This window comes from Streptomyces bikiniensis, from assembly GCF_000716625.1.
Taxonomy (GTDB): domain Bacteria; phylum Actinomycetota; class Actinomycetes; order Streptomycetales; family Streptomycetaceae; genus Streptomyces; species Streptomyces bikiniensis.
The window spans coordinates 1-22,704 of record NZ_JNXJ01000019.1; the positions used below are offsets into that span (position 1 = coordinate 1).

A 22,704-nucleotide genomic window follows, 5' to 3' on the forward strand; every position below is an offset into this window, starting at 1 on the left:
CCACCCGCGGCCGCCCCCGCTCCCGCCCCCGGACAACCCTCCGGGAACACCGCACCCCCGGCCGCCCCCACCCCCGCCCAGGTCCGGGCCGCCACCGCCCTGTGGGAGGCGGCCGCCGAAGCCCTGTCGGCGGGGGTCACGGCCGGCGGGGCGGTGGTCCAGGCCGAACTGCTGCGCGCCGCCCACACCGCGCGCCTGGCCGGGCTGCCCCGGGCCGAGGCGGCCGCGCTCCGCGTCGTACGAGGCCTGCGCGCCGCCCGGGAGCACGGCCGGGGACAGCGCCTCGGCGACCTCGCGGACGCCTTCCGGGACCTCCTGTCCGGCGCCGCCCTGCTCGCCTCGGGGGCGGCGGGCGCCGGCGCGGCGGGCACCGCGCGCCGCGCCTACGGACAGGGCGGCAGCCTCAGGGTGTACGGCCTGTGCCGGGAACCGGTCCTCTCCGCCACCGGGTACGGGGGCGTCGCCACGCACCTGGTGGGCCCGGACGGCTCCCGCTACACGATCTCCGACGTGCGCCCCGGCGGACCGGCCCGCGCCAGGGGAGCGGGCTCCGCGTCCGTGGCGCTCGGCGGGGCCGTCCTCGACCACGCGGGCCTCGCGCGCGGGGGCCTGCGGATCGTCGGCGCTACCGTCTCGCCGGACGGGCGGCTCGGGGCGGGCCGGGGTGTGAACGCGACTCCGCTGCGCGGCGTGGACTGGTCGGAGGAGCCCGCGGCGGCGCTGTTCGCCGGAACGGTGGGCGGGGCGGTGGCCGCCGCGCTCGACGCCGGCGCCCGGGAGGGCGGCGCCCCCGAAGCGGCCCTCCTCGGCTGCGACGTGGAGGTGGTCGGCGCGGCGGGGGAGTACCTCGTGGCGCGCGTCGCCGGGGGCGGGCCGCTGTTGCGGCTGCGCCCCGCCCACCCGCACCCGGAGCTGCCGCACGCCGCCAACCTGCGCAGGATCGCCGAGCACCCCGGGCTCGTCCTGCGCGTCCTCGGGCGTCCGGACCTGGACCGGGCGGCGACGCTCCGGCCGCTGGCGGTCGGCCCGGTGCCGGGTGAGCCGTACACGCTGCGGCTGCCGGAGGAGTGGCTCGGCAGGGCCGACCTGGGGTACGACCGCCTCCAGGGAAGTCACTTCCCGCGCGGGGCCGCGTCCGCCGGGCCGCTCGCCCCGGTGGACGCCGTGCCGGATCCGCTGGCGGACGCGCCGCTGTGGCGGGTGCGGCGGCTCCTCGAAACGGGGGTCGCGGGCGGGCGGCGCGCCGTGGCCGAGGCCGGGCGGGGGACGGACGCGGCCGCCCTCCTCGCCCCGCTGCGCCGGGCGGGCCTCGGCGGGGCGGCGCAGCTCGCGGCGGCCCTGACGGCGGAGGCGGACCGTCGCCCCCGTGACGCCTTCGGCCGCCTCACCGACGCCTCGGCCGACGGCTACGCCCGGGCCTGGCTCGCCTCGGCGGTCCATCTGGCGGCGGCGGAGAGGTCGTTGGTGGCGGCGTCCTGGTCCTGACGCGTACGGGGAAACCGCACCGGCCCGCGACGGGACCGAGCCGTGCGGGACACGCCCGGCCCCGCCCCGCACGGCACCGCCCCCGTCGCGGGGAGGGTGCGACACGGCCCGTCCGCCCGGGATCGGCGTCCGGTGGCCCGCCGCCGGCACCGTGCTTCCGGCCCGCGTCACCCGTCCGGCGGGCGGAGAGCCCGGCGGAGGGCGGGAACGGCGTGTCCCGGACCGGGCGACGGGCGGGCAGGAGGGCGGGACGAAGGGGTGCGACATGTGCTGCGGAAGCGGCGGGAGGCCGCCAGGGCGCGGCAGGAGCGGCTCCGCCGTGACGACCGGACGCTCCCCGTCCGCCGTCGCCGCCGTGACGACGTACATCGGATGGTCGAGCGCTGCGGTGAAACCGTCGGTCACGGTCGGCTCCTGAGGGATCCGAGGTCCCGGAGCGCTTCTCCGGAGGGGGGAACGGCCTGCCCCGATGGCCGCCCGGCAAACGCGCGATATGGGCTGCCTGTGCGACATAAGGCCCCTTCGGCGGGGTAGCGGCACCTCCATGGATACGACACCCCTGCGCGCCGTCGCCCTCGTCTGCACCCTGTCCCCGTCGCCCGCCCGTTCCAGCTCCCAGCTGCTTGCGGAGCAGGTCATGGCGGCACTGGGCGAGCACGGAGTCACCGGCAAGACCATCAGGATCGCCGACCACAACGTCCTGCCCGGCGTGAAGACCGACATGGGGGAGGGGGACGACTGGCCGGAGATCCGCGACACCGTTCTGGGCGCGGACATCCTGGTCCTGTCGACCCCCATCTGGCTCGGCCACCCCTCCAGCATCGCCCAGCGCGTCCTGGAACGCCTAGACGCCGAACTCTCCGAGACGGACGACGAGGGCCGGATGCTCACCTACGGCAAGGTGGCGGCCGTCTGCGTGGTCGGGAACGAGGACGGCGCGCACAAGGTGAGCGCGGACCTCTTCCAGGGCCTCAACGACGTCGGCTTCTCCCTCGCCCCCAACGCCGTCACCTACTGGGTGGGGGAGGCCATGCAGGGCACCGACTACCAGGACCTCGACAAGACCCCCAAGGCCACGGCCGGCACCACCGCGACCCTCGCCGCCAATACGGCCCACCTGGCCCGCCGCCTCAAGTCGGCCCCGTACCCGCCGTCCTGACCCCGAGACCCACCCCGACTCCCCCTCCGACACCGACACCGACCCCGATCGAGACCGAGGAGCGACAGACATGAGCCAGCACCGGAACGGCGAACCCGACCCGCGCACCACCCCTCCCTCCGAGGCCCCGGGGGAGAGCGGCGACGAGCAGGCGCGTGAGGAGGCGGCCGACGCGGTCGTCGGCGAGGCGGGCGACGACGATGACGGCGACGAGGGCGACGAGGACTCCGCGTAGAGGAGACCCGTCGCGACGCGAAGCCGGGGAGGGCCGTGAGGACATCACGGCCCTCCCTGGCGTACGAGAGGCGCACGAGGGACATGCGCCCCGAAGGGCACTCAGGCGGTCATGGCCGGAGGCGCGCTCCCCGGCGCCTGGAGCGGCACGGAGCCCGGTCCGCTCACCGCCAGGGCGATGCCGAGGCTCGCGCACATCCTGCGGGCCCGGGCGAGCGCGCTGAAGGAGGCCGGGGACGGGGAGGGGGTCGGGAATTCGAGGAGCACCCGCTCGGGACGGTAGGCGGAGACGATCGCCTCGATCTCCAGGGCCGCCGCGGCCCGGCTGGTGACGTCGAGCTCGCGGAGGAGCCTCAGGTGCAGGACGCCGTCCTTCAGGGCATGGCTCACGAGCATGGTCTACCTCCCGGACCGGGTGGGCGCCGCGGACGCGGCACGAGGCGGTGATCAGGCACGAGGCCGGTGATCGGGTGATCGGTGGGAGGGACCGGCGAGCGGTCCCGGTGCGGCGCACGGTGAGCGGTTCGTGGAACTCGACGGGAACACCGCGAGCGCCGCATCCTCGGCGCGAGCCGGCCGCCGGGGCCGTTCTCCGCCGCAGGACGCTCTGTGTCCAGCCTGAAGCAGCTCGACAGGTGGCTGCCACCCTCCATTATGCAAGGAACGCGCCTGCCTGCACCTTTCCGGTTCCGGGACCGCGCACCGGAGTTCGGGACCCGGTCGAAGCCCTGATTGAGGCGGGGACGGCCGGGTACGCGGGCAACGACCACAACGGAACGAAGGAGGCAAACCGGTGAGCACGGTCGAGAAGACCATCGATGTGGACGTCCCGGTGCGGAGCGCCTACGACCAGTGGACGCAGTTCGAGGAGTTCCCCCGCTTCATGGAAGGCGTGGAGGAGGTGCGGCAGGTCGACGACCGCCACTGCCACTGGCGGACCAAGGTGGCGGGGGTGCGGCGCGAGTTCGACACCGAGATCGTCGACCAGCTGCCGGACGAGCGCGTCGCGTGGCGCACCGTGGGTGGCGAGGTCCGGCAGAAGGGCGTCGTGACCTTCCAGCCGCTCGACGAGAGCCACACCAGGGTCCGCCTCGCGATGGAGGTGGAGCCGGAGGGCGTGGTGGAGAAGACCGGCGACGCCCTCGGGATCCTCGACCTGCGGGTCAAGGGGGACCTGAAGCGGTTCAAGGGGTTCATCGAGGAGCGCGGACGGGCGACCGGCGGCTGGCGCGGCCGCGTCAGCCCCTCGGACGCCGCGGGCCCGGCCCCGACCGGCGGCACCCCGGGCACGACCGGTTCCACCGGTAGCGTCCCCACCGTCCCGGGCCAGGTCGACCGGTCCGCGCACGGCGCGGGCACCTGGCCGCCCGCCGACCGGTCCTGAGGACGACGGGCACGGGCAGTACGGACGTACGCGGTACGAACAGTACGCGGTACGGGCAGTACGCGGTACGGGCAGTACGCGGTACGGGCAGTGCCGAGACGACGGGCCGGGGGCCGGTCGCGTGGACGGACGACGTCCCGCGACCGGCCCCGCGGCCTTTCCGCAACCGCCCACCGCCCCGACCGCCGCGTCCGTCCCGTCCGCCCGACCGCCCGCCTCCACCCCACCGAAGGCCCGACGCGCGCCCGGACCGACGATCTGGAAACTTGGAGAACATGAGCAAGACCGCCCTCGTCGTCATCGACATGCTCAACCGCTACGACCACCCGGACGCGGAACTCCTCGTCCCCTCCGTCACCCGGGCCCTGCCCGCCGTGGTGCGCCTCCTGGAACGGGCCCGCGAGCGGGGTCTGCCCGTCGTCTACGCCAACGACAACTTCGGCAAATGGCGCTCCCACCACGGGGAGATCCTGGAGGCAGCCCTCGGCGGCCCCCACGCCGAACTGGTCGACCCGGTGCGCCCGGACGAGACGTCCTACTTCGTCGTCAAGGCGCGCCACTCCGTCTTCTACGAGACCCCGCTCGCCTACCTCCTGGGCACGCTCGACGTGGACCACCTGGTGCTCTGCGGCCAGGTCACGGAACAGTGCGTGCTCTACTCCGCCCTCGACGCCCACATCCGGCACCTCTCCGTCACGATCGCCCGGGACGCCGTCGCCCACATCCACGAGGACCTGGCCGACGCCGCCCTGCGCATGATGGAGACCAACATGGGAGCGCGCATCCGCCTCGCCGACGAGGCCCTGGACTGATCCCGCTCCCGGACGGCCCCCGCAGACCCCCGGGACGGACGCGCACGGCGGCGGCTGCCGGGCGGGCCGGCCCCGCCCGGGGCACATTGGTACGGAGGGGCGACCGCCCCTACGCCGGGCCGTCCGCGCGTACGGCACGTGCTGCCGGGTAGTCGGTCGGCAGGAGGCCCTTCCGGCTGCGGGCGGAACCGAGACGGAGCCGAACCCCGCCGTCCGGGCCCGGACCGCCTTCCCGGCGCGAGCGAGAAGGGGCATGACATGAGCACCGATGACGGCACCTCCCGCGTGGTCGTGGGCGTGGACGGTTCGCCGGCCTCGCACGCGGCCCTGCGCTGGGCGCTCCGGTACGCGCGGCGCACCGGAGCGACCGTGCGCGCGGTGGGGGCCTACGACCTCCCCGGGGCGGGGGGATGGTCCGCGTCGGCCGTGGACGTGCTGTTCGACGAGGAACAGGCCCGGCGCTCACTCTCCGAGGAACTCGGCGCGGTCCTCGCCGCGGACGCCGACGTCCCCCTGGTCCAGCACGTGGTGCGGGGAAACCCGGCCCAGGTGCTGATCGGCGAGTCGGACGGCGCCGAACTGCTCGTCGTGGGAAGCCGTGGCCGGGGCGGGTTCGCGAGCCTGCTCCTCGGCTCCGTCAGCCAGCAGTGCGCCGCGCACGCGTCCTGCCCCGTCGTCATCGTCCGCCCGGAGACGGCCGACGGCACCCCGCCCGCGGGCGACACCCCCTGAAGACGCGTCCGAACGCGCGTCGGTGACACGGAGGTCGGATCATCATGAACGCATCCATGTCCTTGGTGCTTCTGCCGGACGGCCATCTCGTGCTCCCCGCCGACGAGGTGACCGGCCTGCTCCGGCACCTCGCGGCCGGGTGGCTGGAGTCGACCGGCGAAGACGACCTCGACCTCGCACCGGAGACGGTGGTGGCCCTGGCGGGAGCGCTGACGGAAGTCGCCGACCGGATCGACGTGGAGTGCATCGCGCTCGCGCCGCGCGGCGACGAGGACCCGTTCGACCAGGAACGGCCGTTCGTCGACGGAAGCGGCGAGGAGGACCCGCCCGGGGACGACGGCCCCTTCGACGACGGCGGCCCGTCCGAGGAGGGGCGCTTCGACGGCGGCGACCCCCTCAGGGACGAGCACGGAGACCCGTACGACGGAGGCGGTCCGCCGCAGCCCTGAGGGAGCGCCCGCGCGGAGCCGGGCCCCACGGGTCCTCCCTCAGGAGCAGGTCCACGTCGGTGAGGCGCCGGGAGCGCGCGTCGAGCTCCGGGTCGTCCAGGTCGTCCCAGCCGATCGGAGCCGCGACGGGCGCGCCGGCCCTGGCCCGCACCGTGTAGGGAGCCACGGCGGTCTGCCCGTACGCGTTGCGCTGGACGTCGAGATAGAGCCGCCCCTCCCGCGCCTTCTTGCGCACCTCGGTGGTGAGCAGGTCGGGGTGGCGGGCGGCGAGCACCCCGGCGACGTCGGAGGCGAAGGCCCGTACGTCGTCGTAGGGCGCGTTCCGGTCCAGCGGCACCAGGACGTGCAGCCCCCGCGAGCCGGTGGTCATGAGCAGCGACGGCAGCTCCAGCCCGTCCAGGAGGTCGCGCAGCCACCGGGCGGCGTCCCGTACCGCCCCGAACCCCTCCTCGGACGGGTCGAGGTCGAAGACCAGCCGGTCCGGGTGGTGGGGGCGGTCGGTCTTCGACAGCCACCGGTGCAGGGTGACGGAGCCCTGGTCGGCGAGGAGGACCAGGGTGGCCGCGTCCTCGGCCAGGACGTACGTGACGGTGCCGCCCTCCTTCGGCATCTCGGCGCGCCCCACCCAGTCCGGGAAGTGGTCCGGCACGTCCTTCTGGAAGAAGCCCCGCTCGCCGATGCCGCCCGGATGGCGCTCCAGCGTCAGCGGGCGGCCGCGCAGGTGCGGCAGCATCCGTGGGGCCACGGCGCGGTAGTACTCCGCGAGGTCGGCCTTGGTGATGCCGTCCTCGGGGAACAGCACCTTCTCCGGCCGGCCGACCGTGACGGCGCGCCTGCCCGCCCGTACCTTCAGGGTCTCCGTCATCGCGTTCTCCCTCTCCGTGCCCGTCGTCCGTGTCCGTCGTCCGTACGGGGCGCCCGCGCGCTCGCCCGGGCCCCGGCTCCGGGGCCCGTTCCGGGGGCTCGTCCCGCGGGTCCTCCCACGGAGCCGCTACCCGCGAAGGCGCGCGGCTACCGCGCGTCCCCGCCGGGCGGCGGACCGCCGGGACGCATACGACCGCCCGTCCGGGGCACTCGCGCCGTGACCCCGCAAGCCGCACGTGAGGAGCTCGACCATGAGGGCGTTGACCTGGCACGGACACCGGGACGTACGCGTGGACACCGTGCCCGACCCCCGGATCGTCGACCCGACGGATGTGATCGTCCGCGTCACGTCCAGCGGCATCTGCGGCTCCGACCTGCACCTGTACGAAGTGTTCGGACCCTTCCTGGACCCCGGCGACATCCTCGGACACGAGCCCATGGGGATCGTGGAGGAGGTCGGCCCCGAGGTGCGTAACCTCAAGGTCGGCGACCGGGTCGTGGTGCCCTTCAACGTCTCCTGCGGCACGTGCTGGACGTGCGACCAGGGCCTGCAGTCCCAGTGCGAGACCACCCAGGTCAGGGAGTACGGGACGGGCGCCTCCCTCTTCGGGTACACCAAGCTCTACGGGCAGGTCCCCGGCGGCCAGGCGGAGTTCCTGCGCGTCCCCTTCGGTGACACCCTGCCCATCAAGGTCGGCCAGGACGCCCCCGACCAGCGCTACCTCTACCTCTCGGACGTGCTGCCGACCGCCTGGCAGGCCGTGGCGTACGCCGACGTCCCGCCCGGCGGCACCGTGACCGTCCTCGGGCTCGGCCCCATCGGCGACATGGCCGCCCGCGTCGCGCTCCACAAGGGCGCGAGCAAGGTCATCGGCGTGGACCTCGTCCCCGAACGGCTCGACCGCGCCCGCGGCCGCGGCGTCGAGGTCCTGAACCTCAAGGAGCACGGCAAGGACCTCGGTGACCGGGTGCGGGACCTCACGGACGGCCGGGGTACGGACGCGGTCATCGACGCCGTCGGCATGGAGGCCCACGGCGCCCCGCTCACCAAGGCCGCGCAGAAGGTCCCGGGCTTCCTCCCCGACGCCGTCGGCCAGAAGATGATGACCAGGGCCGGCATGGACAGCATGGCCGCCTTCGACACGGCTGTGGACGTGGTCCGCCGCGGCGGCACCATCAGCCTCTCCGGCGTCTACGGCGGCGCTGTCGACCCCGTCCCGATGTTCAGCCTCTTCGACAAGCAGATCCAGCTCCGCATGGGCCAGGCCAACGTCTGGCGGTGGGTCGAGGACATCCTCCCGCTCCTGGACGACGCCGACCCGCTCGGTGTCGACGACTTCGCCACCCACACCCTCCCCCTGGAGGACGCCCCCGAGGCGTACAAGACGTTCCAGGACAAGAAGGACGGCATGGTCAAGGCGGTGCTCACCCCCGGCCGCTGAACGGACGCGTGCCGTCCGGCCCCCTCCCGGCCGGGTGGCACGGAACGGTGTGAAATCACGACTTCGTGGAACCCGTCTCTCATGAAAGCGACACCACAGGAAATGTCCGGCCCCACCCGCCCCCCGCTGCTCGACAGCACCGCGTCCCTCCTGGTGAAGGGGTACGGATGGCTTCCCGACCTGCGTCGGCGGGCCGGGAACGCGCCCGCCGTGCCCGTGCGGATCCTCGGCCGACGCGGGGTCGCGCTGCACGGCAAGGAGGCGGTGGACTTCTTCTACGACGAGCGGCACGTCCGCCGGCACGACGCCCTGCCCGGCCCCGTCCTGGACACCCTGTTCGGCCGCGGGGCCGTCCACACCCTCGACGGTGGGCCGCACCGCGGCCGGAAGGCGCTGTTCCTGACACTGCTCAAGGACCCGGAGCGGATCGCCGCCCTGGTGGAGCACGCCCAGGGCGCGTGGGACCGCGCCGAGGCCGGCTGGCAGGGCCGGGAGCGGGTGGTCCTCTTCGACGAGGCCGCCCGCGTCCTCACCCGGGCCGTGCACGACTGGGCCGGCGTCCCGCTGTCCGAGGACGAGGCGGAGACCGCCGCGCGGGACCTCGCGGCCATGGTGGACGGCTTCGCCGCCGTCGGACCCCGCCATGTGCGCGCACGGCGCGCGAGGACGCGGCAGGAGGAGCGGCTCGCCCCGCTGATCGAGGAGCTGCGGCACGCGGGCGCCCCGTCGGGGCAGGCGACGATCGCGCAGGTGGTGGCCGCGCACACCGACGCGAACGGCCGGCAGCTCGACCCGCACACCGCGGCCGTCGAGCTCCTGAACGTCCTGCGCCCCACGGTCGCGGTCACCTGGTTCCTCGTCTTCGCCGCCCACGCCCTGCACCGTTGGCCCGAGCACCGCGGGCTCCTGGCGGCGGACGAGCGGTACGCCTGGGGCTTCGCCCAGGAGGTCCGCCGCTTCTACCCCTTCGCCCCGTTCACCGGCGGCCTCGCGGCGGCCGACACCCGGTGGGGCGGCGTCCCGATCGCCAAGGGCAGCCTGGTCCTCCTCGACCTGTACGGACACGACCACGACCCCGACCTGTGGCCGGAGCCGTACGCCTTCGACCCGACCCGCTTCACCCGGCCGGGCGCGGCGGTCGGCCGCGACGACCTCGTACCGCAGGGCGGCGGCGACCCGGCGGAGGGCCACCGGTGCCCCGGCGAGGACATCACCCTCGCCCTCCTGGCCTCCCTGGTCCCGCGCCTCGCCCGGCTGCCCCACGACGTGCCCGACCAGGACCTGTCGATCCCCCTGCACCGCGTACCGACGCTCCCGCGCAGCGGATACGTCATGGAACGCGTCCGCCTGGGATCGCCGGCGACGGCGCGCTGACCGCCGCGCCGTGCCGCACCCGACGACGGAGAGGAGACCCGCATGAGTGACGCGTACACCCCGGGGAACTCGGAGGACCCGATACCCCGCGACCGCGAGGACGAGCAGGCAGCCGAGGGCGAGGACCCGCTGGCCATCCCCGTCGTGCGGGACCCGGGCGACGAGGACCTCCCGGACACCGACGTGTCCGGCACGGGGCCCCGGGAACACCCCGAGAGCGGGACCGTCAACCCCGAACACCCCACCCCCGACGAGCCGGCCGACTGACCGGGACACCGCCCCCTCGCCCCCCTACCACCACCACCGGAACGGAGTCCCACCCGTGAGCCCCGCCGACCTCGTGTTCACGGCCCTGGGACTCGGAGCGCTGGCGGCGGCGGTCCTGCCCAGGCTCGTGCGGCGCATGCCGCTCTCGATGCCCATGGTGTTCCTGGCGGTCGGAGCCCTGTCCGGCCTGCTGCCCCTCCCGATGCCCGAACTCGACCCGGTCGCGGACCGGGTCTGGGTCGAGCACGTCACCGAGATCTGCGTGATCGTCTCCCTCATGGGCGCCGGACTCGCGCTGAACCGGCGCTTCGGACTGCGCTCCTGGGCCGGGCCGTGGCGGCTCCTCGGCATCACCCTGCCCCTGACCGTCGCCGCGACCGCCGCGCTCACCTGGTGGCTCTTCGACTGGCCGGTGGCCACCGCGCTCCTGGTGGGAGCCCTGCTCGCGCCGACCGACCCGGTGCTGGCCGCGGAGGTGCGGGTGGGGGAGCCGACCGACGAGGACGACGACGAGGACGAGGTACGTTTCACGCTCACCGCCGAGGCCGGCCTCAACGACGGCCTGGCCTTCCCCTTCGTCCTCGCCGCCGTCGCGCTCGCCGGAGCCGGCGGCGCCTGGGCGGAGGCCGACTGGGGACACTGGTTCGGCGTGGACCTCGTGGGCAAGGCGGTGATCGCCGTCGTGATCGGGGTCGTCCTCGGCCGGATGCTCGGCTGGATGTTCTTCCGGGCCGGGGCCGAATCGTTTCGGCTGTCCGAGCACATGGAGGGCTTCGTCGCGCTCGCCGCGACCTTCCTCTCGTACGGCCTCACCGAACTCGCCCACGGCTACGGCTTCGTCGCCGTCTTCGTCACCGCCTGCGCCGTCCGGGCCGCCGAGCGCGGCCACGGCTACCACAAGGTGCTGCACGGCTTCACCGAGCAGGTCGAACGCCTCCTGACGGCGGCGCTGCTCTTCCTCCTCGGCCACTACCTCGCCGCCACCGGCCTCGCCTCGCTGACCTGGCCGATGGTCCTGCTCGCCCTGGCCCTGGTCGTGGTCGTCCGCCCGGTGACGGGCTGGATCGCCCAGCTCGGCTTCGTCACCGGCCCCCGGGAGCGCGTCGTCACCGCCGCCTTCGGACTGCGCGGCATCGGCTCCCTCTTCTACCTCGCCTACGCGCTCGGCCACCACGGGTTCGAGGACCGGGCCCACGAGCTGTGGGTCCTGACCGCCACCACGGTGGCGTTCTCCGTACTCCTCCACGGGGCGAGCGCCACTCCGGTCATCCGCCGTCTGGACCGGCTGCGCGAGGTCCGTCCGTCCGACGCGCCGCCGTGAGCCCCCGCGCGTCGGCCCCACGCGCGTCGGCCCATGCGCTCGGCCGTGCGGGCCCGGCCGGTGCCGGGCCCGCACGGCCGAGGAGCCGGCGGGGGAACGAGCCGTCAGCGGCGCCCCCGCAGCCTCCCGAGGGCGCGGCGCGCCCGGGCCCGGGTCCGGGGGTCGGCGGCGGCGCGCCGTACCGACGCGATCGCCCGCCGCCCCTGGGGGCTGCGACCGAACCGCTTGATGCGGGCCAACAGTGCGGACATGGAGCCTCCTGTACTCGTACGCCATCCGCGGATGTCCGGTGGGGGAGCGCCGCTCCCCGGCGCCCCCGGACACGGCGGCCGTCACTTCCTCGTACCCCCGATGCGGCCGGGCACGCGACGGGCCGTCACCACCGCCCGGGGCGGCGCCTATCCGGCCGGTACGATCCGCTCGACCGCCGCCGCGACCAGCTGCTCGCGCTCCGCCTCGGTGAAGACGTCCGGCAGGGTGAGCTGTTCGACGATCAGCCAGTTCAGGGTCAGGATGAGGAGTTTGACGCCCATGGCGTCGCCGGGGAGGCCGGAGGCCTCGTGGTGGGCGACGTTGGCGTCGACGTCGGCCCGGACCCGTTCGGTGAGGACCTTGCGCAGTTCGGGGCGGCGGGTGGCCTCCAGGCGGAGTTCGAGCAGCGCGAGGTAGCCGGTGCGGAAGGCGGCGATCCGGCCGACGAGCTCGCGCATCAGCTCCGCGTAGGTCTCCCGGTCCCGGCCGGCCGTCTGCTGCCGGGCGATCGTGGCCTCGTCGGGCCGGAGGCGCTCGTAGACCCGGGCGCCGGCCTGGGTGAGCAGGTCGTCGCGGTTGGCGAAGTAGTTGGAGGCGGTCCCGGCGGGGACGGCCGCCTCGGTGTCTACCGCCCGGAACGTCAGGCCCCGGGCGCCCTGCCCGGCCAGCACCTCGATCGCGGCGTCGACGAGGGCCGCGCGCCGCTGGTCGTTCCGTCTCACCATGGACCCACTCCGTCTGTGCTGTCGACTTCATACCACTTCAGCAAGAGTACTGCGTATGGAGTGCCGAGAGCCGCGCAAGCTCACGCGCCGCGCGACCCCCAACCCGGAGAGCGGCCGCACGGACGCCGACTCCCGCGGCCTGAAAGGGCGTTGGCGGGGCACACGCACCGCATGACCGTTTCCAAGACCGGCGTCCTCGTCCTCGACAGCACCGACCCCGAACCCCTCGCGCGCTTCTACGCCGCCCTGCTCGACGCCACCGTCGAACCGAGCTCCGGCGACCCCGACCTGCTCCTCGTCTCCGGCTCCGCGGGCGTCGTCCTCGGCATCCGCCGCGACCCCGGCCAGGCGCCGCCGAGCTGGCCCCGGCCGGACGACTCCCAGCAGGCCCACCTGCTCATCCTCGTGGCGCCCGACGCGCTCGACGAGGCCGAGCGGGAAGCCGTCTCCCTGGGCGCGCGCCCCGTCTCCGCCGACCAGAACGGCACCCGGCTCGACCGGCGCACCGACACGCGCCGCTACACGGACCCGGCCGGCCACGCCTTCGTGCTCGCCCCCACCGGCGCTGTTTCCGCGTGACGCACGGGGGCAGCCGCCCCCGTGCCCGCCCGTACGACCGAGGAGGACCACCATGACCCGTCACGAGCGCCGCCGCACCCTGCCCGCGGACGGCCCGCCGCGGACCACGCCCTCGGAGGCCGTCGGCGAGAGCGGCGACGTCGCGGCGCGCCGGGAGGCCGAGAAGGCGACCCGGGACGGCGCCCCCGACGACGAGGGCGGCATGACCGAGAAGCGCCAGTCCCCGGGCCTGGGCCGCGAGGAACAGCGCCGCCCGCACGGGCGGAGGGGCGAGGCCGAGACCGAGGAGCGCTAGGACGTGTGCCGGAAGTAGCGCCGCCTGCCCGCCGGGCAGGCGGGACTTTCGACACGCGCCCTCGCACCGCCCCCGACGGCTGCGCTCCCCGACGGCCGAGTCCGCCCGGTGACTGCGCGCGCCCGTCCCGGGTAGACGCCGGGCGGACGTCCGATCGGCCGGAGGAGGGATCATGCCCGGATCCGGAAGCTCGTACTGGATGGAGTCGGCGCCGCCCGGCCCCGCCCACCCGCCGCTGGAGGGCGGCCTCACCGCGGACGCGGTCGTCGTGGGCGCCGGGATCGCCGGCCTCTGCACCGCCCGCGCGCTCAACCGCGCCGGACGCGACGTCGTGGTCCTGGAGGCCGGCCGGATCGGATCCGGCGTCACCGGGCACACCACCGGGAAACTGACCTCCCTCCACGGCCTCCGCTACGAGCCCCTCCGCCACGCCCAGGGGGACAGGGCGGCCGCCAGGTACGCCGCGGCCCAGGAGGACGCCCTGCGGGAGGTCGTGCGGCTGTGCGAGGAGCTCGGCGTCGACGCGGAGATCGAACACCGCCCGGCGTACACGTACACCTCCGACGAGGAGCGGACCGGGGAGATCCGCGCGGAGGCGGCTGCCGCGGCCGGAGCCGGCCTGCGGGCCGTCGAGGTGGACGGGGAGCCCGGCGAGGCCGGGACGGGGCTCCCGTTCCCCGTCGCGGCGGCGGTCCGCGTGGAGGACCAGCTGCAGTTCCACCCGCGCCGCTTCCTGCTCGCCCTGGCCGGCGACCTGGTCGCCCACGGCGGCCGGATCCACGAGGGCACCCGCGTCACCGGTCTCAAGGAGGGCGCCGAGTGCCGCCTCACCCTCGAGGGCGGGGGCACGGTCCACGCCCGCGACGTCGTCCTCGCCACCCACTTCCCGCTCCGCTGCCACCCCACCCTCCTGATGCGCCTCTCGCTGCGCCGGGAACTCGTCGTCGCCGCCCCCGTCGAGGAGCGCCACGCCCCCCACGGCATGTACTGGAGCGACGAGGACGACGTCCGCTCGGTGCGCACCGCCCCCCTTGCCGGCGGCCGGCGGCTCCTGATCGTCTCGGGCGAGTCCTTCGAGCCGGGGAGCGGAGGCGTCCGCGCCCGGTACGAGCGCCTGGAGGCCTGGGCGCGCGACCGGCTGCCGGGCTTCGCCCGGGCGCCCGTCGTCCACCGGTGGGCCGCCCAGGACGTCGACACGGTCGACGGGGTCCCCTGCGTCGGACACGAGCACCCCGACACCGAGCACGTGTACGTGGCCACCGGCTTCGGCGGATGGGGGCTCAGCAACGGGGTCGCCGCGGGCCGGCTGCTCGCCGCGCACGTGACCGGCGCGCCCCGCCCGGACTGGACGGAGCTCTTCGACCCGCGCCGCCGGCTCCCCGTCCGCGAGACGCCCGGGGCCGTCCGGCACCAGGCCGCTGTCGCCCGCCACTTCCTCGCCGGGCTGCGGACCGGCCGCCGCTGCACCCACATGGGGTGCGAACTGGGCTTCGACGACGCCGAGCAGACGTGGGAGTGCCCCTGCCACGGCTCCCGCTTCGCGGCCGACGGCAGCGTCCTCCAGGGCCCGGCCACCCGCTCCCTGGAGGACTGAGGCCCCGGCGGGCCCCGACCCGTCCGCCCGCGGCCCCGCGCAGGGGGAGGAATGGTACGTACGGGACGGGGGAGACGCGACGGTGAAGGGCGGCCGCCCCGCACGGGGGCACCCGCACAGGACGCGCCCCTACGAGACGCGCCCGCACGGGACGCGCCCGCCCGGAGGACCGCACGGCAGGACGACAGGACGGAGGAACGCGATGGACAGCGGCGAGAACGAGTACCGGATCGCCCGGTTCAGGGAACGGCTCGCACGCGACGACACGGCCGAACTGGGAGTACGCGTCGAGACGCGCGGTGGGGCCGTGCTCCTGACGGGCACCGTACCGACGGCCGGAGAGCGGGAGGAGATCCTCCGGCTCGCCGAGACGGAACTGGCCGGCCTCCTCGTCCGCGCGGACCTGACGGTCGCCTGCATCGATCCCCCCGAGCGCCCCGAGGAGCTGCTGTGACCGCCCCGGAACGACAGGAGGACGGAGCCGTCGTCCGGGTGGCGGCCGTCGGAGACATCCATCTGAGCCCGGACTGCCGGGGCCTGCTGCGCCCCTCCTTCGAGACCCTGCCGCTCTGCGCGGACGTCCTCCTCCTCGCCGGGGACCTCACCCGCCACGGAACGGTCCCCGAGGCGGAGGTGGTCGCGGACGAGGTCCGGGACCTCGGCGTCCCCGTGGTCGCCGTCCTCGGCAACCACGACTACCACTCCGACCGGGAGGCGGACATCGCCCGCGTCCTCACCGACGCGGGGGTCTCCGTCCTGGAGGGCGACCGGACGGTCCTGCCGGTGGACGGCGGCCGGCTCGGCATCGCCGGCACCAAGGGCTTCTGCGGCGGCTTCGCGGGCCGCAGCGCCGGAGAGTTCGGCGAACGCGAGATGAAGGACTTCGTCCGCACCACGCGCCGGGCCGCCGAGGGACTCCACGAGGCCCTGTCCGACCTGGCCGACTGCGAGGCGCGGATCGCCCTGACCCACTTCTCGCCCGTCCCCGACACGCTCGCGGGCGAGCCGGTCGAGATCTACCCGTTCCTCGGCAGCTACCTCCTGGCCGAGGCCATCGACGGGGCGGGCGCCGACCTCGCGGTGCACGGCCACGCCCACCTGGGCACCGAGCACGGCATGACGGCGGGCGGGGTGCGCGTCCGCAACGTCGCCCAGCCCGTCATCGGCAAGGCCTTCGCGCTCTACCACCTGCCCCTCACCCGGACGCCGGAGCCCTCCGGAGCCGGGAACGCACCCGGGAGGGCCGGTCGGCCTCCCGCGGCCGACGCCCCGATGTGACACCGGCCGCCACCCCGTACGACGAAGGGGGCCGTACGACCCGAAGGTCGTACGGCCCCCTTCGCAGCGGCCCCGGACCGCCTCACGGAAGGGGCCCGGGCCGCGTGGCGACAGTTCCCGGACCGCCTCACGGCAGGGGAGTGCCGCCGGTGGCGTTGACGATCTCCCCGGTGATGTAGCTCGCCCCGGGCGAGGCGAGGAAGACGTACGCGGGCGCCATCTCCGCCGGCTGGGCGGGGCGCCCCAGGGGCGACTGGCCGCCGAAGTCCTTCACGTCCGGCATCGTCGCGGGGATCAGCGGGGTCCACACCGGACCCGGGGCGACCCCATTGACGCGGATGCCGCGCTCGGCGAGCAGCTGCGCCATGCTGTGGGTGAAGGAGACGATCGCGGCCTTCGTCATCGCGTAGTCGAGGAGGTGCGGGCTCGGCTGGTAGCCCTGCACCGAGGTGGTGTTGATGATGGACCCGCCGCGCGGCATGTGGGGGAGGACCGCGCGGGAGAGCCAGAACATCCCGTACAGGTTCGTCTTCATCACCCGGTCGAACTGCTCCGTGCTGATGGCCTCGATCCCGTCGGGCCGGGCCATCTGGTACGCGGCGTTGTTGACGAGGACGTCGACGCGCCCGAACTCGCCCGCCGCCCGGTCGATCAGGGCCGTGCACTGCTCCTCGTCGCGGACGTCGCACTCGACGGGGACGGCCTTGCGGCCCGCCTCGCGGACCAGGCGCGCCGTCTCGGCCGCCTCGTCCGTCTCCTCCGGCAAGTGGGTGAAGACGATGTCCGCGCCCTCGCGGGCGAACGCGAGGCACACGGCCCTGCCGATCCCGGAGTCGCCGCCGGTGACGACCGCCACCCGGTCGGGGAGCAGGTCGTGGCCCCGGTAGGACTCCTCGCCGTGGTCGGGCCGCGGATCCATCCGCTCGGTCGAGCCGGGATGCTCCTGCTGCTGGTCGGGGAACGGGGGGACGGGGTGGTGCGGGGGGTTCTCGCTGGTGTTCATGGGGTTCGGCTACCCGGCGGCCCGGTCCGTATCCCGCTTTCCGGGCGGACAGGGGCCATCTGGCCGGGCAGGAGCCGTGCGGCCGGGCAGGAGCCGTCCGGCTGTCCCCCCCCCCGGGGCGGGCACGCGAATGAGCCGGGGGGACCGGGGCAGGCGGACCCCGGGCGGCGGTGGACCGCCGACCGTCCTTCCCCACCGGAGGAGTTGTCGAGAAATGACCGAGCACACGTGGAGCTACCGTTCGACCGCGGGGCACCTGGCCGGCGCCGACCTGACCGGCTACAAGGTCGAGGCGACCGACGGCGGCATCGGAAAGGTGGACAAGCACTCCGACGAGGTGGACGACTCCTATCTGGTCGTGGACACCGGCCCCTGGATCTTCGGCAAGGAGGTCCTGCTGCCGGCGAGCACCGTGACCCGGATCGACCCGGAGGAGCGGACGATCTTCGTGGACCGCACCAAGGACCAGATCAAGGACGCCCCGGAGTTCCGCCGCGACGAGCACCTGGACGACGCGGCCTACCGCGACCAGCTGGTCACGTACTACGGCCTGGGCGGACCCTTCGGCGGCCGTCTCGTCTGACGGGCCGGACGGGAACGCGACGGGAACGAGGGGCGGGCCCGAACCTGTCTCTTATACACATCTCCGAGCCCACGAGACTCGCAGACGGCCTTGGCGGCCTCCTCGCGCGCCGCCCGCTCCTGCCCCCGTTCGCCCTCGGGGTGGAAGAACACCTCGGTGCCCACGCCCCGGCACGCCGCCGCCATCTGCCAGTTCCACTGGTGCTCCGCCCGCCCGGGCAGATGCGACACCTTGGCCATCCCGGTCGTCCTCCTCGCATCGGTTCGTGAATGCCTCCAATGTCGCGTCTGGCCGCAAAGGGCACCTCGAAACGCCCGTACGGCGGAAAACGCGTCGCCGTACAGGCGTTTCGAGGGGGTCACCGGGGCAGTTCGACCGAAACGTGCGGGGACAGGGCGCGCAGGAAGGCGGCCGCGTCGAAGGCCGCGCCGGCGGAGGCGACGCCGACCGTCCCGGCCCGGCCGGTGAGGGCACGGTCCACCGCCTCCACGGCGAGCGGCGCGCTGACGGCGTAGATGTCCCCGCCGCGCGCCACGGCCCGCCGCTCCTCACCGCCGGAGCGCACGACGGCCTCGACGAGGAACGTCTGGTCGGACCGCCCCCGCCCGTCGACCGCGGCAGGCGCCGGCGTGTCGGGCGAGGCCAGGTCCCGCGCGGCCTCGGCCGTCATGTAGGTGCGCACCTCGGGGACGGCCAGGTGGCTGGGGACGGTGACGACGTCGGCCATGGTGAACTCCCCGATCACGGACCGGACCCCCAGCGGTTCGGGGAAGGCCCACTCCAGGGCCGGCGGGGCGTCGTCGCGGTACCGCAGCCCGCCGCCCTCGAACACCACGCGCCGGCCGTCCCTGCGCTCCCGGGAGACCGCGCCCGCCGTACGGGTGCCGGCGGTGGGGTGCCAGCCGCTCAGCCCGTACGCGACGTGCACCTCGTCGGCCTCCTCCCAGTCGCCCGCCGCCGCCGTGACCAGCAGGTCGCCGAGGCCGCCGAAGAACGCCATCGCGGGGACCACGAGGGTGCCCGCCGCGGCGGCGCGCTCCGCGAAGTGCGCGAACGTGTCGAGGTTGGCCTCGATCTCCGCGGCCACGTCCACGTACGGGATCCGGGCGCGGAGCGCCGCCTCGATCACCGGCGCCGCGGTCGTGGCGAAGGGGCCGGCGCAGTTGACCACGGCGTCCGCGCCGGTCAGCGCGCGGTCGAGGGAGGCCGGGTCGTCGACCGTGGCCGGCCGCACGCCGAGCCCCGGACGGGAGGCCGCGAGCGCCCGCAGCCTGCCCTCGTCGCGCCCGGCCAGGACCGGTGTGAACCCCCGCTCCAGCAGCTCCGCCACCACGAACCGCCCGGTGTGCCCGTATGCCCCGAAGACCGCCACGACCCGACCCGTCCCCATCACAGCTCTCCCGCCGCTCTTGATTGTTCAACCTTGAATCATTCTGGCGGGGGTGGATCATCGGCACCAGAACCGGAAGCGCCGTCACCCGCACACTTTCGGACAGGGCCGCCGGACGTCCCCGGAAGCCTGGAAGGTGACGGGGCCCGGGAGTTCGGTGACGGCCCGGCGGTCGGCCCGGGGGATGCCGAGGAGGGCGCGGGCCCGGTGGACGGCCGCGAGCTGCGCGGCCCCGTGCGGACCCCGGTCGAAGAGCTCCAGGGCCTGCTCCGGGGTGGCCAGGACCCGGACCGGGGTGCGATCGGCGCCCGCGCCGGCGGGCGGAGGCCCGAGGCGGGTGAGGACGGCGGCGTGACAGACGAGCGCGTACGACCCTTCCGCCGCTTCCGCCGCTTCTGACCTGTCCTGGCCGTCCGACCGGTCCGATCCTTCCGACCCGTCCGGGCCTTCCGGGCCGAGGAGGTGCCCGAGGTACAGGGGGCGGGCGGCCGTCGCCGCCGCCTCCCCGCCGGCCTCGCGCACCAGGGTGGCCCAGGGGTCGCCGTGGTCCGCCGGCCCGGGCGCGCCGCCGGGCAGCCGGGCCGCGCCGGTGCCGGGGTCGAGGAGGACGAGGACCCGCCCGTCCGGAGCGAGCAGCCAGCCCTCCGACCGGCGCACCGGAAGGCCCTCCGGGGCCGGGGCGGGACGGAAGGGGAAGTGCTCGCGGACCCGCGCGGTACGCAGGACACCGACCCGGTCCAGGACACCGGGGGCGATCGGGACGCCGTCCTCCAGGAGCGCGGGGCCCGCGCCGTCGATACGGGCGCGCAGCGCGGACAGGACCCGGCGGGCGTCGCCCGGGGTCATCAGACCGGGCAGGTCGGCGGGCTCGGCGAACTCCACGGCCTCGACCTCGTGCCCGGGCAGCCGGATCGCGGCGATCCGCCCCTCGTCCCAGACGCCTCCGTCGTAGACGTGCAGGATCTCGCCCGGGAACCGCATGACCCCCGGCGCGCCGAAACCCTCGGCGGAGACCCAGTCGACGGCGAGGCCCCGGTCGACGACCGCCGTCACGCCGAGCTCCTCCCACAGCTCCCGGGCGGCGGCGCGCGCGGGGGACTCGCCCTTGTCGACGGCCCCGCCCGGCAGCAGGCACGAGGGGCGGTAGTCGACGCGCTGGACCAGGACCCGCCCGCACGCGTCGGTGATCAGCACCGACGTCCCGGCCCACAGGGCGGCCGAGGTGCGCAGGGCCCCGTACTCCTCGTCGGTCATCGACGGGCCGGGGGACCCGTCGGGGGCGGAAGGCGTCGTCATCTCTCTCCGATCGGTGCGCCGCCCCGGCGGGGCGGGGCGGCGAAGAAGGGGGCCGTGGCGCGGACGGCGGGCCGGTACGGGGCGCCGGCGCCGCGGACACCGTCTCGTTCCCCGGCGGTCCGGCGGCGACACGCCCGCCCCCGTCCGCTCAACGGGCGGGGGAGCGGGGCGTCACGCCCCCCGCGGAGGAGCGGACCGCACGGCCGTTCACCCCGCCCGCACGCTCCGCCCGCGCGCCCTCCCCGGCCGCGGCGGGGCACGCCGTACGCGCCGCTCAGTTCACCCGGATCCCCAGGACGCACGCGTCGTCCTCGTGGCCCGCGATCTCGGGATCAGCCAGCAGCGCGTCGATCAGCTCCCGAGGCTCCAGGTGGGACGAGGCCGCCACCGCCTCCGCGAGCCGCCCGATCCCCACGGTCACGTCCTCGCCCCGGTGCTCGACCATCCCGTCCGTGTAGAGGACCAGCAGGTCGCCCGGGAGCAGCGGCACGGACGAGGTCTCGTACGCGTACCCCGGCAGCGCGCCGAGGAGCGGACCGCGCTGCTTGGCCTCCAGCGGCTCGGCGCGGCCGTCGCGCAGCAGCAGCGGCGCGGGATGGCCGGCGTCGGCCCAGTGCAGCACCTTCTCGTCGTCGAGGTGGCCGGCCACCACCGTGGCCGTCTGTCCCGCCGGGTCGCTGCACACCAGCTCGTTCAGCCAGGTCGTGATCTCCCCTGCGGACGCGCCCGTCTGCGCCAGGCCCGCCAGGGCGTGGCGTTGCTGCGCCATCCGCGCCACGGCCTCCAGACCGTGCCCCGACGCGTCGCCGATCGCCACGAGCACCCGGCCGTCCGGCAGCAGCCGGCACTTGTACCAGTCGCCGCCCACCGCCGCCTCGGGCTCGGCCGGCCGGTAGGCGGCGGCCACCGTGAGGCCGACCGCCGCGAGCGCCTCCGAATGCGTCGGCAGGATCGCCTCGCGCAGCGTGTCCGCGATCCTCCGCTCCGCCTCCGTCTGCCGCCGCAGCAGATCCGTCTCCCGCTCCGTCTCGGCCAGCCGCCGCCGGCTGCGGATCTGCGGCGTGAGGTCGCGGGCCACCAGGTTGAGGGCCCAGGCCCGGCCGTCCGTCCCGGTGGCCGGCCGCCCCAGGAGGTCGAGCGTGCGGACCTCGCCGAGCACCACGAAGCGGATCCGGGTCCAGGCGGGCTCCTCGCCCGCGAGGACCGAGGTGAGGAACTCGGCGAACGCCGTCAGGTCGTCCGGCAGCAGCGCGTCGCACAGCTGTTCAAGGGACCACGGCATGCGCACGTCGGTGTGGAGGATCCGGCTGAGCCCCTCCGACCAGGTCACCTTCCCGGAGAGCAGGTCCCAGTTCCCCCAGCCCATCGAGGCGATGAACTGCGCGTCGATCGTCATCATCTCGGCCGTGCTCTGCAGGGGCCGCCACGTCACGAGGAGCTGCTCGCCGCACCGGGCGGCGGTGTACAGCAGCGGGGTCCGGTGGATCCGTCCGAGCCGCTGCTCCGTGTAGTCCACCACCTGGCCGTTCAGGGACTTGCCGGTGCCCACCACGTCCGTCAGGGCGGCAAGCAGGCCGGAGTCCGCCGCGCCCGGCCGCGCCTCCAGGAAACGCTGCCCGACCTGGTGGTCCGGCTCCTCCAGCCAGTCCGCCGACCTGATGCGGTTGCCCGCCACGATCCGGAAGTCCGGGATGCCGCCCGACTCGTTCCACAGCGGTTCGAGCAGCACGGCCGAGGCCGGGATCGCGGCGAGGATCGAGCAGACCCCGCGGGCGCCCGGCTCATGGCTGCCGCACAGGCACGGCGAGGCCTCGCCCGTCTCCACGGAGGGCGGCAGCACGGCCAGGGACCGCACCGGGGACGCCCGCTCGGTGCTGGCCGGCGCTCCCGATGGACGCTCCGCGTTCCGGCGTACCGCCGCGCGCAGGGACGTGACCTCGCGGCCGATCATGTCCTTGAGGGCATCGACGCTGTCGGGCAGGGGAAAGCTCACCGTCCGCCTCCGCGAACCACACGAGGTGCCGCTCGCCTCCGAGCACCGGCGGCGCCTCGCTCGGCTCCACCGGCCACTCGCCTGACGGCGGCCTGCACGGCCGCCAGGGCCCCGGCCGCCACGAGGCGGCTGCCCATCGCGAGGTGATCCATGCACGGAACAACGGCCACGCCCGGCCGAACCACCCCGCGAC

The 22,704-nt window shown here is 75.2% G+C and carries 25 protein-coding genes and 1 pseudogene; 17 read left to right on the forward strand and 9 right to left on the reverse strand.

Annotated features, from left to right (window positions below):
• From OO47_RS16790 to OO47_RS36880, 3 genes are all read left to right on the forward strand, one after another.
• The coding region (locus OO47_RS16790) for a hypothetical protein (protein ID WP_051736395.1) at nucleotides 1-1,485 on the forward strand (1,485 nt) is incomplete at its 5' end.
• Nucleotides 1,486-2,029: 544 nt separating this feature from the next.
• The gene (locus OO47_RS16795) at nucleotides 2,030-2,644 is read left to right on the forward strand and encodes a flavodoxin family protein (protein ID WP_030217387.1); all 615 of its coding nucleotides are present in this window, start codon (nucleotides 2,030-2,032) and stop codon (nucleotides 2,642-2,644) included.
• Nucleotides 2,645-2,714: 70 nt separating this feature from the next.
• Entirely contained in the window at nucleotides 2,715-2,879 is a 165-nt protein-coding gene (locus OO47_RS36880; protein ID WP_158708665.1) for a hypothetical protein, read from the forward strand.
• A 101-nt stretch (nucleotides 2,880-2,980) separates the two neighbouring features.
• Here OO47_RS36880 and OO47_RS16800 read toward each other — a convergent pair whose 3' ends face one another.
• Nucleotides 2,981-3,274, reverse strand: a complete 294-nt coding sequence (locus OO47_RS16800; protein WP_030217390.1) for a hypothetical protein — start codon at nucleotides 3,272-3,274, stop codon at nucleotides 2,981-2,983.
• A 397-nt stretch (nucleotides 3,275-3,671) separates the two neighbouring features.
• Here OO47_RS16800 and OO47_RS16805 point away from each other — a divergent pair, with 397 nt between their 5' ends.
• The 4 genes from OO47_RS16805 to OO47_RS37275 all read left to right on the forward strand — a co-directional run bounded on the left by OO47_RS16805 (nucleotide 3,672) and on the right by OO47_RS37275 (nucleotide 6,255).
• A complete protein-coding gene (locus tag OO47_RS16805) occupies nucleotides 3,672-4,262 on the forward strand; it encodes an SRPBCC family protein (protein WP_078489692.1) in 591 nt (196 codons plus the stop codon).
• Between the two features lie 275 nt (nucleotides 4,263-4,537).
• Nucleotides 4,538-5,074 carry a cysteine hydrolase family protein gene (locus OO47_RS16810; RefSeq protein WP_030217394.1) on the forward strand — a complete coding sequence of 179 codons (537 nt, stop codon included), beginning with the start codon at nucleotides 4,538-4,540 and terminating at the stop codon, nucleotides 5,072-5,074.
• Nucleotides 5,075-5,332: 258 nt separating this feature from the next.
• Nucleotides 5,333-5,806 (forward strand): universal stress protein, encoded by a 474-nt coding sequence (locus OO47_RS16815; protein ID WP_030217397.1) that lies wholly within the window; start codon nucleotides 5,333-5,335, stop codon nucleotides 5,804-5,806.
• A 56-nt stretch (nucleotides 5,807-5,862) separates the two neighbouring features.
• Entirely contained in the window at nucleotides 5,863-6,255 is a 393-nt protein-coding gene (locus tag OO47_RS37275; RefSeq protein ID WP_051716181.1) for a DUF6213 family protein, read from the forward strand.
• On the opposite strand, the gene ligD is transcribed toward OO47_RS37275, so the two are convergent.
• Nucleotides 6,203-7,120, reverse strand: a complete 918-nt coding sequence (ligD, locus tag OO47_RS16825; RefSeq protein WP_030217403.1) for a non-homologous end-joining DNA ligase — start codon at nucleotides 7,118-7,120, stop codon at nucleotides 6,203-6,205. The two genes, OO47_RS37275 and ligD, sit on opposite strands and share 53 nt — an antisense overlap.
• A gap of 250 nt (nucleotides 7,121-7,370) precedes the next feature.
• On the opposite strand from ligD, the gene OO47_RS16830 reads away from it, so the two are divergent.
• From OO47_RS16830 to OO47_RS16845, 4 genes are all read left to right on the forward strand, one after another.
• Nucleotides 7,371-8,561: a zinc-dependent alcohol dehydrogenase gene (locus OO47_RS16830; protein ID WP_030217406.1), complete on the forward strand. Its 1,191-nt coding sequence runs from the start codon at nucleotides 7,371-7,373 to the stop codon at nucleotides 8,559-8,561.
• Between the two features lie 102 nt (nucleotides 8,562-8,663).
• Complete coding sequence (locus OO47_RS16835; protein WP_234323208.1) at nucleotides 8,664-9,935, forward strand: cytochrome P450; 1,272 nt, start codon at nucleotides 8,664-8,666, stop codon at nucleotides 9,933-9,935.
• 42 nt (nucleotides 9,936-9,977) lie between these two features.
• Nucleotides 9,978-10,202 carry a hypothetical protein gene (locus tag OO47_RS16840; protein ID WP_030217411.1) on the forward strand — a complete coding sequence of 75 codons (225 nt, stop codon included), beginning with the start codon at nucleotides 9,978-9,980 and terminating at the stop codon, nucleotides 10,200-10,202.
• Nucleotides 10,203-10,257: 55 nt separating this feature from the next.
• Nucleotides 10,258-11,523: a cation:proton antiporter gene (locus OO47_RS16845; protein WP_030217414.1), complete on the forward strand. Its 1,266-nt coding sequence runs from the start codon at nucleotides 10,258-10,260 to the stop codon at nucleotides 11,521-11,523.
• Nucleotides 11,524-11,627: 104 nt separating this feature from the next.
• Here the strand turns inward: OO47_RS16845 and OO47_RS37280 are convergent, their stop codons facing one another.
• Together OO47_RS37280 and OO47_RS16850 are read right to left on the reverse strand one after the other, a co-directional pair.
• On the reverse strand, nucleotides 11,628-11,774 hold the full coding sequence (locus OO47_RS37280; protein ID WP_167345346.1) for a hypothetical protein: 147 nt from the start codon (nucleotides 11,772-11,774) through the stop codon (nucleotides 11,628-11,630).
• Nucleotides 11,775-11,921: 147 nt separating this feature from the next.
• A complete protein-coding gene (locus tag OO47_RS16850) occupies nucleotides 11,922-12,500 on the reverse strand; it encodes a TetR/AcrR family transcriptional regulator (RefSeq protein WP_030217417.1) in 579 nt (192 codons plus the stop codon).
• Nucleotides 12,501-12,671: 171 nt separating this feature from the next.
• Between OO47_RS16850 and OO47_RS16855 the strand changes: the two genes are divergently transcribed.
• From OO47_RS16855 to OO47_RS16875, 5 genes are all read left to right on the forward strand, one after another.
• Complete coding sequence (locus tag OO47_RS16855) at nucleotides 12,672-13,079, forward strand: VOC family protein (RefSeq protein ID WP_030217420.1); 408 nt, start codon at nucleotides 12,672-12,674, stop codon at nucleotides 13,077-13,079.
• A 52-nt stretch (nucleotides 13,080-13,131) separates the two neighbouring features.
• A complete protein-coding gene (locus OO47_RS16860) occupies nucleotides 13,132-13,374 on the forward strand; it encodes a hypothetical protein (RefSeq protein WP_030217422.1) in 243 nt (80 codons plus the stop codon).
• Between the two features lie 172 nt (nucleotides 13,375-13,546).
• Entirely contained in the window at nucleotides 13,547-14,968 is a 1,422-nt protein-coding gene (locus tag OO47_RS16865; RefSeq protein WP_030217436.1) for an FAD-dependent oxidoreductase, read from the forward strand.
• Between the two features lie 202 nt (nucleotides 14,969-15,170).
• Nucleotides 15,171-15,422 (forward strand): BON domain-containing protein, encoded by a 252-nt coding sequence (locus tag OO47_RS16870; RefSeq protein WP_030217438.1) that lies wholly within the window; start codon nucleotides 15,171-15,173, stop codon nucleotides 15,420-15,422.
• Complete coding sequence (locus OO47_RS16875) at nucleotides 15,419-16,246, forward strand: metallophosphoesterase family protein (protein WP_051716182.1); 828 nt, start codon at nucleotides 15,419-15,421, stop codon at nucleotides 16,244-16,246. Before OO47_RS16870 ends, OO47_RS16875 begins: the two co-directional genes overlap by 4 nt.
• Before the next feature lie 127 nt (nucleotides 16,247-16,373).
• On the opposite strand, the gene OO47_RS16880 is transcribed toward OO47_RS16875, so the two are convergent.
• A complete protein-coding gene (locus tag OO47_RS16880) occupies nucleotides 16,374-17,249 on the reverse strand; it encodes a glucose 1-dehydrogenase (RefSeq protein WP_030217442.1) in 876 nt (291 codons plus the stop codon).
• A 214-nt stretch (nucleotides 17,250-17,463) separates the two neighbouring features.
• On the opposite strand from OO47_RS16880, the gene OO47_RS16885 reads away from it, so the two are divergent.
• Nucleotides 17,464-17,832, forward strand: a complete 369-nt coding sequence (locus OO47_RS16885; RefSeq protein ID WP_030217443.1) for a PRC-barrel domain-containing protein — start codon at nucleotides 17,464-17,466, stop codon at nucleotides 17,830-17,832.
• Between the two features lie 80 nt (nucleotides 17,833-17,912).
• On the opposite strand, the pseudogene OO47_RS38770 reads toward OO47_RS16885, so the two are convergent.
• The 4 genes and pseudogenes from OO47_RS38770 to OO47_RS16900 form a co-directional block, all read right to left on the reverse strand.
• A pseudogene (locus OO47_RS38770) lies at nucleotides 17,913-18,071 on the reverse strand (WhiB family transcriptional regulator); the annotation flags it as partial.
• A 119-nt stretch (nucleotides 18,072-18,190) separates the two neighbouring features.
• Entirely contained in the window at nucleotides 18,191-19,222 is a 1,032-nt protein-coding gene (locus OO47_RS16890; protein ID WP_030217444.1) for a saccharopine dehydrogenase NADP-binding domain-containing protein, read from the reverse strand.
• A gap of 84 nt (nucleotides 19,223-19,306) precedes the next feature.
• Nucleotides 19,307-20,518, reverse strand: coding sequence for an NUDIX domain-containing protein (locus tag OO47_RS16895; protein ID WP_051716183.1), 1,212 nt, complete (start codon nucleotides 20,516-20,518; stop codon nucleotides 19,307-19,309).
• A gap of 274 nt (nucleotides 20,519-20,792) precedes the next feature.
• Nucleotides 20,793-22,511 (reverse strand): PP2C family protein-serine/threonine phosphatase, encoded by a 1,719-nt coding sequence (locus tag OO47_RS16900; RefSeq protein WP_051716184.1) that lies wholly within the window; start codon nucleotides 22,509-22,511, stop codon nucleotides 20,793-20,795.
• Nucleotides 22,512-22,704: the final 193 nt, after the last annotated feature.